The sequence below is a fragment of the Micromonospora sp. NPDC049274 genome, from assembly GCF_040678875.1.
Taxonomy (GTDB): domain Bacteria; phylum Actinomycetota; class Actinomycetes; order Mycobacteriales; family Micromonosporaceae; genus Micromonospora.
Genome location: NZ_JBFAQS010000003.1, coordinates 535439 through 549680 on the forward strand (window position 1 = coordinate 535439; position 14242 = coordinate 549680).

The 14242-nt window shown below is 72.1% G+C and carries 12 protein-coding genes; 8 read left to right on the forward strand and 4 right to left on the reverse strand.

The annotated features are described in order from the left end of the window. Positions 1–46: 46 nt before the first annotated feature. Positions 47–2308, reverse strand: coding sequence for an AAA family ATPase (locus AB0K10_RS08915; protein WP_363681369.1), 2262 nt, complete (start codon positions 2306–2308; stop codon positions 47–49). Between the two features lie 650 nt (positions 2309–2958). After that, a complete protein-coding gene (locus AB0K10_RS08920; protein WP_363681371.1) occupies positions 2959–4209 on the reverse strand; it encodes a DUF222 domain-containing protein in 1251 nt (416 codons plus the stop codon). Between the two features lie 425 nt (positions 4210–4634). Here AB0K10_RS08920 and AB0K10_RS08925 point away from each other — a divergent pair, with 425 nt between their 5' ends. The 3 genes from AB0K10_RS08925 to AB0K10_RS08935 all read left to right on the forward strand — a co-directional run bounded on the left by AB0K10_RS08925 (position 4635) and on the right by AB0K10_RS08935 (position 7798). Then, entirely contained in the window at positions 4635–5213 is a 579-nt protein-coding gene (locus AB0K10_RS08925) for a winged helix-turn-helix domain-containing protein (protein ID WP_363681373.1), read from the forward strand. A gap of 42 nt (positions 5214–5255) precedes the next feature. Beyond that, the gene (locus tag AB0K10_RS08930) at positions 5256–6863 is read left to right on the forward strand and encodes an MFS transporter (RefSeq protein WP_363681375.1); all 1608 of its coding nucleotides are present in this window, start codon (positions 5256–5258) and stop codon (positions 6861–6863) included. An 83-nt stretch (positions 6864–6946) separates the two neighbouring features. Beyond that, a complete protein-coding gene (locus AB0K10_RS08935; protein WP_363681377.1) occupies positions 6947–7798 on the forward strand; it encodes a menaquinone biosynthesis protein in 852 nt (283 codons plus the stop codon). 221 nt (positions 7799–8019) lie between these two features. Here AB0K10_RS08935 and AB0K10_RS08940 read toward each other — a convergent pair whose 3' ends face one another. After that, positions 8020–8982 (reverse strand): hypothetical protein, encoded by a 963-nt coding sequence (locus AB0K10_RS08940; RefSeq protein WP_363681379.1) that lies wholly within the window; start codon positions 8980–8982, stop codon positions 8020–8022. After that, positions 8982–9977, reverse strand: a complete 996-nt coding sequence (locus tag AB0K10_RS08945; protein ID WP_363681381.1) for a hypothetical protein — start codon at positions 9975–9977, stop codon at positions 8982–8984. Before AB0K10_RS08945 ends, AB0K10_RS08940 begins: the two co-directional genes overlap by 1 nt. 369 nt (positions 9978–10346) lie before the next feature. Here AB0K10_RS08945 and paaA point away from each other — a divergent pair, with 369 nt between their 5' ends. The 5 genes from paaA to paaE all read left to right on the forward strand — a co-directional run bounded on the left by paaA (position 10347) and on the right by paaE (position 14094). Then, positions 10347–11438, forward strand: coding sequence for a 1,2-phenylacetyl-CoA epoxidase subunit PaaA (paaA, locus tag AB0K10_RS08950; RefSeq protein ID WP_363681383.1), 1092 nt, complete (start codon positions 10347–10349; stop codon positions 11436–11438). Further along, positions 11435–11722, forward strand: coding sequence for a 1,2-phenylacetyl-CoA epoxidase subunit PaaB (paaB, locus tag AB0K10_RS08955; RefSeq protein ID WP_234584771.1), 288 nt, complete (start codon positions 11435–11437; stop codon positions 11720–11722). Before paaA ends, paaB begins: the two co-directional genes overlap by 4 nt. 67 nt (positions 11723–11789) lie before the next feature. Beyond that, positions 11790–12515, forward strand: coding sequence for a 1,2-phenylacetyl-CoA epoxidase subunit PaaC (gene paaC, locus AB0K10_RS08960; RefSeq protein ID WP_363681385.1), 726 nt, complete (start codon positions 11790–11792; stop codon positions 12513–12515). Then, the gene (gene paaD / locus AB0K10_RS08965) at positions 12512–12988 is read left to right on the forward strand and encodes a 1,2-phenylacetyl-CoA epoxidase subunit PaaD (protein ID WP_363681387.1); all 477 of its coding nucleotides are present in this window, start codon (positions 12512–12514) and stop codon (positions 12986–12988) included. Before paaC ends, paaD begins: the two co-directional genes overlap by 4 nt. After that, entirely contained in the window at positions 12985–14094 is a 1110-nt protein-coding gene (gene paaE, locus AB0K10_RS08970; RefSeq protein ID WP_363681389.1) for a 1,2-phenylacetyl-CoA epoxidase subunit PaaE, read from the forward strand. Before paaD ends, paaE begins: the two co-directional genes overlap by 4 nt. Positions 14095–14242: the final 148 nt, after the last annotated feature.

The following is a 14242-nucleotide window of genomic DNA, read 5'->3' on the forward strand; positions in this document are numbered from 1 at the left end:
CGCAGCCTGCGACCAGCGCAGCTTGTGGCAGCGCGGGCAGCGTGGTCTACAGCGGTGCCGACTCCAGTGGCGCGGCCTGCGACGGCGTCAGCAGTGGAGCGGGCAGCAGTGGCGCGGGCAGCGGTTCGCGGTGCAGCACCGAGAGGCGTGACACCGCGCGGGTGAGCACCACGTACAGCCGGTGCAGCCCGCGCGGTTCGGCCGCGACGATAGCGGCCGGCTCGACGACCACCACGTGGTCGTACTCCAGGCCCTTCACCAGCGTCGCGGGCACCACGGTGACCCGCTCCGCGGCGGCGACGTCGTCGGCGGTCGCGGTGGCGACGCCTGCGGCGGCCAGCGCCGCGCGCAGCCCGTCGACGGCGTCGTCCGCGGCGATCACGCCGACCGAACCGTCGTGCGCCAGCGCCGCGCGCACCTCGGCCACCGTCGCGACGGTCAGATCCGCCACGGTACGCACATCCAGGCCGCCGTCGTGACGCAGCGACTCGGCCGGCGGTACGTCCACCGCGAGCGCCGGCAGCAGCAGGTTGGCGAACGCGACCACCGCGGCGGGTACCCGGAAGCCGATCGTCAACGGAACCACCACGGCGTCCGGCTTGCCCAGATGGGCCAGGGATTCCCGCCAGTCTGTCGCCGCCCACGGCGCGGTGCCCTGTGCGAGGTCACCGAGCAGCGTGACCGAACCGTGCTCACTGCGGCGGGCGATGGCTCGACACTGCATGGGAGAAAGGTCCTGCGCCTCGTCCACCACCACGTGCCCGAAGCCGGAGGGGCGTTCCAGCAGGCCGGCAGCCTCGTCGACAAGCACCGCGTCGGCGGCGGTCCAGCGGGCGGCCTTCGGCGTACGTGGCGGTTTCGCCCAGACCAGCAGCGCCTGCTCGGCGTCACTGAGTAACCCGTCCGCAGCAGCGGCGAGTCGGGCCGGGTCGGAGAGCAGGCTGTGCACAAGCCCTTCCGGGGTGAGCGCCGGCCAGACCGCGTCGAGGAGGTCCACCACGGGCCGGCACCGGCTCATCCGGCGCAGCCACGCGTCGCCGGGCGACTCCGCTCGCCGTGCCTCGGCCTGCCGTTGCAGCAGACTCACCACGCGTGCCCGGACCCGCTCCCGTCCGGTGCCGTACGGCAGCCCTTCCCGGCGGGTCTCCTCGACGATCCGGTGCAGCGGCTCCAGCCCGATCCGCCACCGGAACGAACCGTCCGACACGGTGATCGATTCGGTAGGCGTACCGATCTGCGTCTGCACCGCGCGCCGCAGCACGCTCGCCATCCGTACGTCGTGCTTGAGCGCGGCGACGGCCGGCGCCTCCACCGCCCGCACCGGCACCCGAGAGATCAACTCCTCGACGGTGGCCTGCTCGACCTCGACCTCGCCGAGCGCCGGCAGCACCGCCGCGATGTACGACAGAAAAGCCCGGTTCGGGCCCACGATCAGCACACCCGCCCGCCGCAGCCGCTCCCGGTGCAGATAGAGCAGGTACGCGGCCCGGTGCAGGCCGACCGCCGTCTTTCCGGTGCCCGGCGCCCCCTGCACGCAGATCGAGTCGGCCAGATCGGCCCGTACCAGCTCATCCTGCTCCGGCTGGATCGTGGCGACGATGTCCCGCATCGGCCCGACGCGCGGTCGCTCGATCTCGGCGGTGAGAATCCGACTGGTCGTGCCCAACTCCTCGCCCCGGTCCAGCCGCTCATCCTCGAAACTGGTCAAGACGCCGTTGCTGAACCCGAAACGTCGCCGGACCGCCAGGCCCTGCGGATCGCGCGCACTGGCCCGGTAGAACGACCGGGAAACCGGCGCCCGCCAGTCCAGCACCAGCGGCTCGCCGTGCGCGTCGGTGACATGCCGCCGCCCGACGTGATACCGCCGACCGTCATGCTCACCGCTGCCGCTGCCGCTGCCGCTGCCGCTGCCGCTGCCGCTGCCGCCTTGGGTGCCCGTGCCGCTGTTGCTGGCGCTGCCTTGGGTGCCCGTGCCGCCGCTGCTGGTGGTGGCCGCGGCGTTGCTGGTCGTGGGCGCGCTGCTCGTGGGCGCGCTGGTCGCTTCCTCGTCGTGGGAGGTTCCCGCGAAGTCGAGGCGGCCGAAGAACAGTGGCGTGGTGGGATCGTCCGCCAGTTCGGCCACGCGGCGGGCCAGCGTACGGCCGAGCATCTCCGCCGCGTAGGGGTCGCCAGCAACCTGGTCACCGGTTGAGAAGAGGGCTTCGGCCCGCTCCCGCATCCGGCGGAGCGCCGCGCGCGAGGTGGCCAGGTGGGCGCGTTCGGCGACCAGATCCGTGTCGAGATGAGCGTCCAGGTCAGGTGCGGGCATGCTGACGGTCCCATCGTTCACATCTGCTGCGCGCTCGCGTATCCGGTGGCGGATGGCCGCCCGCCCGGCGCGGCGACGTCCGTTCCGGTGCAGCTCACCTCGGCCGTCAAGCGGGCTGCAACGCTACGCCCTCACGGCGGTCCTTTCCACCGAATTACCGACCAGATCACCCGTGAGTGCTGGCGTGGCGATTGACGACGTACCGCCGGGCGGGCCGCTGGGCATCGCGGGCAGGCCCGCAGCCAGCGCTGGGTGGGGCAGATCAGCGCAGGACAAGGCCGGGTCGTGCAGCAGGACCGGCCGAGCAGCCAGAGCAGGCGGGGTCGGGCAGGGCCGGGCCGGTGGAGCAGGCCGGGACCGAGCAGCCAGCGCAGGCAGGGCAGCCGGGGCAGTCAGCGCAGGCCGAGCAGCCAGCGCGGGCAGCGCAGCCGGGACAGGCAACGCAGGCAGGGCAGGCAGGGCAGCCAGGCAGGCCAGTCAGCGCAGCCGGGACAGCCAGGGCGGGCAGGCAGCGAGCCGGCGCAGCCAGAGTAGGGCAGCCAGAGTAGGACGGTGTACGAAGGCCAGGTGGGCCGGCCGGCGCGTCCGGGCTGGCGTGGTGATCCGGTCGTTGGGCTCGGCCGGTTCGCGATGGGTGAGCCTCGCGGAACTCAGCACCGCCTGTGGTAGAGGTTGCGACGCGGGGCGCGGAGCGGGTCGATCCAGTCCGGCGGAAGGAATTCGGGCTGGCCGTCCGCCGCGATGCGGACCGTCCAGTCGCCCCGGTGGAGGAGGCGGTGATGGTGGCCGCAGAGCAGGACCGCGTTGCCCAGCGTCGTGGCACCGCCGTCGGCCCAGTGGCGGACGTGGTGACCGTCGCACCAACGCGATGGCCGGTCGCAGCCGGGGAAGGCGCACCCACCGTCGCGCAGCACCAACGCGCGCCGTAGGGGGCCGGTGAAGAGTCGGCGCTGGCGCCCGACGTCCAGGATCTGGCTGTTGCCGCCCAACACGGCCGGCAGTACGGCGGAGTCGCAGGCCAGGCGCCGGACCGTGCCGGGTGTGAGAGGCGCACCGGTCTCCAGGGTGCCTACGCCCACGCCGTTGACCAGCGCGTCGAGCGCCATCGTGACCACGAGTTGCGGCCGGTCTCCGCCGTTGTCGGGTAGGTGACCGGTGCGCAGTGCCAGCCGACAGACCTCGCCGAGTGCGTCCGCCCTGCGTTGGCCGGGACTGCGCTCGTCGTGCTCGCCGGCCGGGGCACAGAGTGGATCGATGGCCTCGCGCAGCAGGCTCGCGGTCTCGGTGTCGAGGTTTCCGGTGAGGCGTACCTGCCCGTCCTTGGGCTCGGAGAGGGTGACGTGCCGGCGAGTCTCGGCCCGCTCGGTGGCCCGGTCGAGGGCGGCCAGCTCTGCCTGGTCGGCCACGTCGGGGGCGACGTGCGTGAGGACGCGCTCCCCGAGACGACTCAGGATGGTCGGGTCGAAGCGGTCGGCCCAGGAGATCAGCAGCTCGGTGGCCTTCTCTGCCACCTCGGGCCCAGCCTCGACCGGCAGGGCCGCGACCGCCTCCGCCACCACCCGACCCTGCTCCACGGTGAGGCTGCCGTCGAGCACGGCGTCGCGCACCGGTGGCGGGGCGGCGTCGATGGTGGCGGCGAGCTGGACCATCTGCCGGGCCGACCGGCCGGAGAGCCGCAGCCGCTCCCGCAACCAGACGGCGGTGGACGACGCTCCCTGGGCGACGGCGAGACCACGCGCGTCCAGCTCGCGCACCAGAGCGAGCTGGACGGCCGCCAGACGCTGCGCCGCCATGTGCGCCGCGTCGAGCGACGCGAGCAGCTCACCGTCGGGGAGGGCCCACAACGTGGCCTCGACGCAGTCGTCGACGGCACCCGCCGCCTGCGCCAACGCCCTCAACATGAATAGAGAATAGAACAGGTGTACGACACTTTCGGTCGAGGAGCACCGCCGCGCGGCCCTCGATCCGACAGCGCGGCGAGGTGGCGAGCAGCGGCGAGCGCACACCTGGAGGCCCGGATGCGCGGCCCTCGATCCGACAGCGCGGCGAGGTGGCGAGCAGCGGCGAGCGCACACCGAGGAGCACCGGCGCGCGGCCCGCGATCCGACAAGCCGGCGGGGCGGTGAGCACTGGCAGTGCGCACCTGAGGAAGTCGACCGCGCGGCCGGTCAGCCACCAGTACGGCGAGGTCGTACGCGGGGGCGATGGACGCCTTCCCTTCGTCGCACAGGCCACCCCGAATAGGTCGAGAGCGCCCCGCGATGCTGCGGCCGGCCCAACGCGAGGGCTGGTGGCGGGTCGAGTGGCTGGCCGGGATCATGGGGTTATGACCGAGGCCCGTCCCGAGCCGCGTCGGATGGTCAGTGACCCGCAGGTCATGCGGGCGTTGGCTCATCCGGCCCGGATCGCGATCATGGAATATCTGAATAGCCGCGAGGGTGGCGGCACCGCCACCGAGTGCGCGGAGATCGTCGGGCTGTCGCCGAGCGCGACCAGTTATCACCTGCGGGCGCTGGCGAAGTTCGGCCTGGTGGAGCAGGCGCCCAGCCGGGGCGACGCCCGGGAACGGGTGTGGCGCACGACGAGCTCAAGCCTGATGGTCGACGCGGGTCACGAGGCCGGGCGCGATGCGCGGGCCGCGGAGCAGGCGGTGGTGGAGGCGTATGCCGTGCTGGCCATGGAACGGACCCGGGACTGGTCGCGGCGCGCCGGGGATGAACCCGCCGAGTGGTACGACGCGGTGATGTTCAACGAGGCGATGCTCGTGCTCACGGCCGAGGAGCTCGTGGGGCTCAACGAGGCCGTCACGGCGCTGCTCAGGCCGTACCAAGCGCGAGGCCGAGCCGACCCGCCGACGGGCGCTCGTGCCGTGGCGGTGCAGTACCGGGCGGTGCCGCTGGCGTAGCGGGGGTTGTGTCGATCAGTTGTGAAGGATTATTTTCGAAGTATGTCCTTCACAACTGAGACATCGCGCTGGCCGGACGTGTGGCTCGCCAGCGCGGCTCGTGGCACCACGATCTGTGGCGACTTTCTCGCCGCCACCGCGCTCGCGCTGGCTCTGCAGGGTGCCGGTGCCGGAGGATTGGCCGTCTCGGGGCTGCTGCTCGCGGCCACTCTGCCCCTGGTGGTGCTGGCCCCGCTCGCTGGACGGCTCGCCGATCGGGTGGACAGTCGTACCCTGCTGGTGACCATCGGGTTGGGGCAGACCGTGATCTGCCTGCTGCTCGCCGTCGCCCGCGACCCGGTCCTGGTCATGGTCCTCGTCGCGCTGCTCGCCTGCGGCCTCGCGGTCACCCAGCCCTGCCTGGCGGCGCTGCTCCCGGAGATGGTCCGCCCGGCCGACCTGCCCCGCGCCAGCGCGATCAGCCAGACCGCTGTCTCCCTCGGCGCGCTCGGTGGCCCGGTGCTGGCCGGGCTGCTGGTGGGGCAGTTCGGCACCCGCGTACCGCTGCTGGTCGACGCCGCGACCTACCTGGCGCTCGTGGTCGCGGGCCTGCTGCTGCGGACCCGGCGCGGCGGCCGACGGTCCGCCGCCGACCAGACCGGCCGTGCCGACCATGCGGGCGGTAGGGATGAGGCGGGCGGTAGGGATGAGGCGGGCGGTGCGGATCAGGCGGGCGGTGCGGGCCAGACGGGCGGTGTGGACCGGCCGGGCCATGCGGATCAGGCCAGTCAGGGGGAGCAGGCCCCGGCGGGAGGCCAGGGCCGCGCGGGGGGTTCGGGCAGCGGGGTCAACCCGGGTGGTACGGGCCAGAGCTGGCGGCTTCGCCGGGATCCGCTGATGCTTGTCATGATGGTCAGCACCGCCGTGGTGATCGCGGCGATCGGCGGCATCAACGTGATCGAGGTCTTCTTCATTCGGGAGACGCTGAACGGGTCCGCAACCACCTATGGCCTCGTCGGTGCCGCCTGGATGGCGGGAATGTTGCCTGGTGGCTGGCTGGCGGCGCGGCTGGCGCGCCGGCTCGACGACGACGGCGCGCTGGTCCGTGGGGTGCTGATCACACTCGCCGGATGCAGCCTGATGGTGCTGCTGGCCGCGCTCGTGCCGGCAGCGGGCCTGCTGGTGCCGCTCTGGCTGGTCGGCGGCGCGGCCAACGGCGCGGACAACGTCTTCGCCAACCTTCTCACCGCGCGCCGGGTGCCGGAGGCGATGCGCGCCCGCGCGTACGCCAGTTACGGCGCGGTCGTGCAGGGCGGCTCGATGGGCGGTTACCTCATCGGCGGCGCACTGCTCACCGGTGTCGCGCCCCGGCCGCTGATCGCGGCCGCCGGGGCCGCCGGGCTCCTGGTGGTGCTGGTCTTCGTGCCGGTCGTCGTCCGGGCGACGGCAGGCGTGCGGTCGGCCACCGACGCGGGCCGGTGTGACCGCGTGCTGTCGGCCACCGACGAGGGCCAGGGCGACCGCGTTCTGTCGGCCACCGACGCGGGCCGGGGCGACCGTGCGCCGGCGGCCACCGACGAGGGCCAGGGCGACCGTGCGCCGGCGGCCGGACCGGTACTCCTGAAGACGACCGGCCTCGAGCGTGAGGGAACGACGGGACCGGAGGCCTAGCGACCGGGTGCGGCGGATGCGGGGTTGGCCACTCCGGGCCGGCCTGCCGAGCCGGGGCTCGAGGCCGGGGATACGGTCGGGTCATGGCTGAGCGCATCGCACGCCCGCGGGTCGGGCACATCCAGTTCCTGAACTGTCTGCCCATCTACTGGGGTCTGATGCGCTCGGGCACCCTGCTCGACGTGGACCTGCACAAGGACTCGCCGGATCGGTTGAGTGCGGCGCTGGTCGCCGGCGACCTCGACATCGGCCCGATCACGCTGATGGAGTACCTGAAGCACACCGACGAGCTGCTTCTCCTGCCGGATCTGGCGGTGGGCAGCGACGGGCCGGTGCTGTCGGTCAACATGGTCTCCACCCGGCCCCTCGCCGAGCTGGACGGCGCGCGGGTGGCGCTCGGCTCGACCTCGCGGACCGGGGTGATGCTGGCGCAGTTGCTGCTCGCCGAGCGGTACGACGTGCGGCCCGACTACTTCCGCTGCCCTCCGGATCTGACCCAGATGCTGCTGGAAGCCGACGCGGGGGTGTTGATCGGGGACGTGGCGCTCCGGGCGTACCACGAGGCGCCGCTGCGGGGGCTCACCGTGACCGACCTCGGTCAGGCGTGGCGGGAATGGAGCGGCCTGCCGATGGTCTTCGCCGTCTGGGCGGTCCGCCGCGACTTCGCCGCCGCACACCCTGGCCTGGTCAAGGAGGTGCACGAGGCGTTCCTGCGCTCGCGCGACCTCTGCCTCTCCGAGTTGGACCAGGTCGCCGAGGCGGCCGCGCGCTGGGAGGCGTTCGACGCCGCGACGCTGGCCACGTACTTCCGGACCCTGGACTTCTCGCTCGGCGAGCGGCAGGTCGCCGGGCTGCGCGAGTTCGCCCGGCGGGTCGCCGCGCTCGGTGAGGTCCCGGCGCTGCCGGACGGTGGCCCGGAGTTCTTCGCCGGCTGACCCGCCGAGCCGGGCCGGGCCGGCCGCCGGGTCGGGTTGACCCGACCCGCCCCTACCGGGCCGACCCGCCCCTACCGGGCCGAGCCGCCCACCGGGCCGAGCCGCCCACCGGGCCGAGCCGCCCACCGGGCCGAGCCGCCCGGGACGAGCCGACCCGCCGGGTCGACCCGGCCGAGTCGAGTTGCCGGGCTGACCCGCTCGGCGCCAGCGGCCGAGGGCGGTCAGGCGCCGGGGCGCAGCAGGGCCTCGGTGATCTTTTCGCAGTTCTTCATGCCGTAGTCGTAGCCCATGCCGATCGGGTACTTGACCATCACGCCCATCGTCCAGGTGTCGCCGATGGCCAGGCAGTTGATGTGCATCTCCTGCTCCCTGGTCCGGTCGATCCACCCGTTCTTGATGGCGATCTTCTTCTGCTCCGCAGCCGGGAACGCCTTGCGGATGCCGAAGTCGCCGGCGCCGCGAACCAGCTTCATCTCGTTGAGCAGCCACTTGGTCCACTTCGGGCCGGCGGCGGTGCCGGTGGCGATGCAGTTGCCCAGCCGCGCGGTGTCGCGGGGGGAGAGCGCCGTGCGGCTCCACCCGCCGTCGGGGGCGACGCTGCTGTCGGTCAACTTGCACATGGAGATCAGTCGCTTGATCGAGGCGTCCCGGCCGACCTCGTTGTAGAACTGTTCGGCCCGGGTGTTGTCGCTGTCCCGGATGATCCGGGTGGCGTCGGCGAGCTTCGCGTCGCTCGGGGTCCGCCCGGCGTCGGCGGAGCGGCGCAGGTAGTCGGCGACGATCCAGGACTTGATCATCGAGGCGGTGGTGCTGGTCTCGCCCATGTTCTTCGAACCGATGATCTTTCCGGTCCGCCGGTCGAGCACGCTCCAGGAGTACCAACCCTGGATGTCGAGTTTGAGGTCCTTGGCCTGGAAGGGCAGCGGCGCCAGCGAGGGGCTGGGGCTCGGCGACGGCGGGGACGGCTGCCGGGCGCTGCGGTCGGTGGCCGCGCCGGTCTGCCGGTCGCTTGTCGTCGCCTCGGAGTCACCCCACTGGGCGGCCGCGGACGACTCGAACGGTGACCCGGGCAGGAGGCGCAGCGACACCAGCACCAGCCCGATGAGGATGACCGCGACAGCGATCAGGCGCAGCGGTGAGGTCTCGCCCGCACCGCGCCGGGCGGCCCGCCGGTTGCCGGCCATCAGAGCTTCCCGACCGGCTGCTGCGGCACCTTGAGCGCGGCGCCCGGCTGCGGGGTGACCAGTTGGGTGGCCACGCTGGCACAGACCTGCGCGCCGTAGTCGAGACCGCTCTTGATCGGGTAGCGAAGCATCACCGCGAGGCTCCACTTGCCGGTGACGGCGAGGCAGTTGACGTGCCAGTTTCCGTCGCCGGCGATCGGCGTCCAGCCGTTCTTGATGCTGACCGGTCCCTGCGCGGTGATCGACTTCGGCAGGCCGTCGATGATCCCCCAGTGCCCACCGCCGGAGGAGGGCTTCTGGTCCTTCTTGGCGGTGGTGCCGCGAACCTTACTCATCTGGTCCAGTACCCACTTGGTCCATTTCGGCCCGGCGGCCTTGCCGTCGGCGATGCAGTCGCCGAGCCGGACGGCGTCCCGGGGGGACATCCGGGTGAAGCTCCAGAAGCCCGTGTAGGGCTCAGTGTTGCCGCGCGTGGTGTCAGTGAGGCCGCAGATCTTGATCGCCCGCTGGATCACCGGGTCGGGAATGCTGCTCCGCACCGGCTTGTAAGACCCACCCGCGGCGGCGTAGACCCTGTTCGCCGCCGTGTCGTCGCTGTTGATGATGGCCAGCCGGGCCGCCTCCTTCAGTGCGGAGGGCGGCTCCCTGTCCTTGAGCTGACGCAGGTAGTCGGAGACGATCCACGCCTTGATCATCGACTCGGTGGAGCTGGTCGCGGCCATGTTCGCCGACCCGGAGATCTTGCCCGTCTGCCGGTCCATCAGGGCCCACGAGAAGAACTGGCCCTTGAAGGCCACCGACACCCGCCCGGCGGCCAGCGTGGGTGGTGGCGGCGGGGTGGGTGCGGGCGCGGCGACGCTGCTGCTGGCGGCACCGCCACCACCGCCACCGCTGCTGTCGTCGGCGGAGAGCTTGGCGTACGCGGTGGGGACCAGCAGGACGCCACCGAGGAGGACCGCCACGACGGCGAGCACCATGGTCACGCGAGGTCGCATGAGTTGGGTGAGCTCCAGATGTCAGGGCCGGGGGGCCGGCTTCGTTGTCCGGGGCGACCGGTGCGTGCGCCGAGGCCGGGGGGATGGCCTCTGTGGAGACGGCGGGTGGGCAGCCGATCGTGTGACCGGCAGAAGTCTACGTCCGAGCGGGCCGGGTGCCAGGGTTCGACACCACCCAACGTGCGATATGGGGACAAAATTCGGTCGGTATGCGGCTTCTAGGAGGTTTCATCTTTTGCCGGTGACCCAAGTCATAGGCGATTGAGTTGCGCTGCGTGGTCGGGAAATGCTCAGGAGTGACGGAACGTGACTCGGGTTTCCTGTTACACCCCCTAGTGCATCGGGGCGCAAGCTGTAACACTTGTCCTCATGTATGGCAACGACTTCTCCGCCCCTGGCGACGCGCCGGACCACGCGCCGGACGACGCGCCCGGCGCCGGCCTGCTCGGCGAGGTCGAGGCGGCCGAGGCGGAGCTGCGTGCCGCCGCCGCCCGCCAGCGCCGCGGCGGCCCCGCACCTGACGAAGACCTGGCGGCGTACTTCACCGAGGTGGTGGACGCCGAGCAGAAGATCGAGCCGCGCGACTGGATGCCCGAGGCGTACCGCCGGACGTTGATCCGGCAGATCGCCCAGCACGCCCACTCCGAGATCATCGGCATGCAGCCGGAGGGCAACTGGATCAGCCGGGCGCCCTCGCTCAAGCGCAAGGCGATCCTGCTCGCCAAGGTCCAGGACGAGGCGGGCCACGGCCTCTACCTCTACGCCGCCGCCGAGACCCTCGGCATCAGCCGCGACGAACTGGTCCAGCTGCTGCTCGACGGCAGGCAGAAGTACAGCTCGATCTTCAACTACCCCACCCTGAGCTGGGCCGACGTGGGCGCGATCGGCTGGCTGGTGGACGGCGCCGCGATCGTCAACCAGGTGCCGCTGTGCCGCTGCTCCTACGGCCCGTACGCGCGGGCGATGATCCGCGTCTGCAAGGAGGAGTCGTTCCACCAGCGCCAGGGTTACGAGATCCTGCACACCCTGGCGCACGGCACCCCGGAGCAGCTGGCCATGGCGCAGGACGCGGTGGACCGCTGGTGGTACCCGTCGTTGGCCATGTTCGGCCCGCCGGACGGCGACTCCACCCACTCCGCCCAGTCGATGGCCTGGAAGATCAAGCGCTTCTCCAACGACGACCTGCGTCAACGCTTCGTCGACATGTGCGTCCAGCAGGCGGAGGTCCTCGGGCTGCGCATCCCCGATGACGACCTGCGCTGGAACGAGGAGCGACAGGCGTACGACTACACCCAGCCGGACTACGACGAGCTGATGCAGGTCATCAAGGGCAACGGACCGTGCAACCGGGAGCGGATGGCCCACCGCCGGGCCGCCCACGCCGACGGTGCGTGGGTACGCGAGGCCGCCGCGGCGTACGCCGCCAAGCGGGCGGACAAGAGGGAGAAGGTGGCCGCGTGAGCAACGAGCACTCGCCTCTGTGGGAGGTCTTCGTGCGGGCGCGACGCGGGCTGTCGCACACGCACGTCGGCAGCCTGCACGCCCCGGACGCCGAGCTGGCCCTGCGCAACGCGCGCGACCTCTACACCCGCCGGCAGGAGGGCGTGTCGATCTGGGTGGTGCCGGCGGGCGCGATCACCGCGTCCAGCCCGGACGAGAAGGACTCCTTCTTCGACCCGGCCGCCGACAAGGTCTACCGCCACCCCACCTTCTACGAGGTGCCGGACGGGGTGGCGCACCTGTGAGCGAGCGAACCAGCCAGCCCAGCAGCGGGGCGCTCCGCGCCGCCGCCGAGCGAAGCGAGGTGGTGGCGTGAACGGGCCGTTCGGCTTCGCCCTCGCCCTCGGTGACGACGCGCTGGTCGCCGCGCAGCGGCTCGCCGAGTGGACGACCCGCGCGCCGGAGATGGAAGAGGACATCGCGCTCGCCAACATCGCCCTCGACCAGCTCGGTGCGGCCCGCCTGCTGCTGTCGTACGCGGGTGAACTGGAGGCGGCAGGTCGGGACGAGGACGCGCTGGCGTACCTGCGCGACGACCGCGAGTTTCACAACGTGCTGCTGGTCGAGCTGCCCAACGGCGACTTCGCGGTGACCATGGCGAAGCTGTTCTTCCTGGCGGCGTACCAATTGCCGCTCTACACCGCGCTCGCGTCGTGCGCCGACGAGCGGCTGGCCGCCATCGGCGCGAAGGCGCGCAAGGAGTCGGCGTACCACCTGGACCACGGCGCGCTGTGGGTCAAACGGCTCGGCGACGGCACCGAGGAGTCGCACCGCCGGATGCAGGAGGCCGTGGACCACGTCTGGCCGTACACCCACGAGTTCTTCGCCGCGGACCCGGCGGCGCCTGTCGACCCGGCGGGCCTGCGGCAGGCTTTCGACGAGACCGTCGGCCCGGTGCTGGCCGAGGCCACGCTCAGCCGGCCGGAGCGCGGCTGGGCGCCGACGGGCGGGCGGGCCGGCGTGCACACCGAGCACCTGTCCTACCTGCTGGCCGAGATGCAGGTGCTGCACCGCGCCCATCCCGGGGCGAAGTGGTGACCGACGCGCGAATGGCGGCGGCGAGCGTGGTGGACCCGGAGATCCGTGTGATCACCATCGACGAGTTGGGGATCCTGCGCGCCGTCGAGGAGGACGGGGCCAGTGGGCGGGTCACCGTGACCATCACGCCGACGTACACGGGTTGCCCCGCCATGGACGTGATCCGGGCCGACGTCCGGCGTGCGCTGGCCGTAGCGGGTTATCCGGACACCGAGGTGCGGACGGTCTACAGCCCACCGTGGAGCACCGACTGGATCTCCGACGCCGGGCGGGCCAAGTTGGCCGCCGCCGGGATCGCCCCGCCGGCCCCGGCGCCCGCACCGGGCGTGGTGGCATTGACCCTTGCGGTCCGTTGCCCGCTCTGCGGCTCGCCGGACACCGAGCAGGTCAGCCGGTTCGGCTCGACCGCCTGTAAGGCGCTGTGGCGCTGCCGTTCCTGCTCCGAACCCTTCGACCACCTGAAGGCGCTGTGACTGTCACCATCGCCCGGCCGGTCCGCCGCCGGCCGGCCTTCCACCCGCTGCCGGTAGACGCCGTCGACCGGCTCACCGACGACTCGGTCGCGGTCACCTTCGCCGTAGGAGAGGAGTTGCGGGAGGCGTTCGCGTTCCGCGCCGGTCAGCACCTCACCGTCCGGCGGGTGACCGACGACGGCGACGACGTACGCCGGTCGTACTCCATCTGCTCCACCCCGGACGACCTGGCCCGGCGCGGCCGGCTGCGGATCGGGGTGCGGGAGATCCCCGGCGGCGCGTTCTCGGCGTTCGCCTGCGGCGCGTTGCGCCGCGGCGACACCGTCGAGGTGATGACGCCGCTGGGCACCTTCACCACGGCGTTCGCGGCGGACCGGGCGCGGCACTACGGCGCGGTCGTCGCCGGCTCCGGCATCACCCCGGTGCTCGCGCTCGTCGGGACCGCCCTGGCCGTCGAGCCGGCGAGCACCTTCACCCTGGTGTACGGCAACCGCACGGCCAACCGGGTCATGTTCGCCGAGGAGTTGGCCGACCTGAAGGATCGCTACCCCACACGGCTGCACCTGGTGCACGTGCTGTCCCGGGAGCAGGGTGAGTCTCCGCTGCTCTCCGGTCGGATCGACGCCGACCGGCTGGAGCGACTGCTGGGCACCATCGTGCCGGGCGACGTCATCGAGGAGTGGTTCCTCTGCGGCCCGTACGGCATGGTGGTCGACGCCCGGGACGTGTTGACCGCGCGTGGGCTGCCGGAGTCGGCGGTGCACACCGAGCTGTTCCACGTCGACGGGCCGCCGGAGCCGGTGGCCCGCCCGGCCGATCAGCCGGGCACCGGGACGGACGTCACAATCGTGCTGGACGGCCGGTCGTCGAGCTTCTCGATGGGCCGCGAGGAGCGGGTGCTGGACGCCGCGTTGAAGGTCCGGGGCGAGCTGCCGTACGCCTGCAAGGGCGGTGTCTGCTCGACGTGCAAGGCGAAGATCGTCGACGGTGCCGTCACGATGGCCCGCAACTACGCCCTGGAGCCCGACGAGGTGGCGGCGGGCTATGTGCTGACCTGCCAGTCCAGCCCGACGACCGACAGGCTCACTGTCGACTACGACGCCTGAGCGGCTCCTTGCGCAGATCTTGGACACTTTCCGTTCCGAGGGCGGGCTCAACCGGTGGTTGCAACACCCTTCCGTTTTCTTCGTTGGGGTGGTTATGGCGTCGAGGTTGAGCCCGCTGGAGCGGGAACAGATCGGGTTGGGTCGGGCT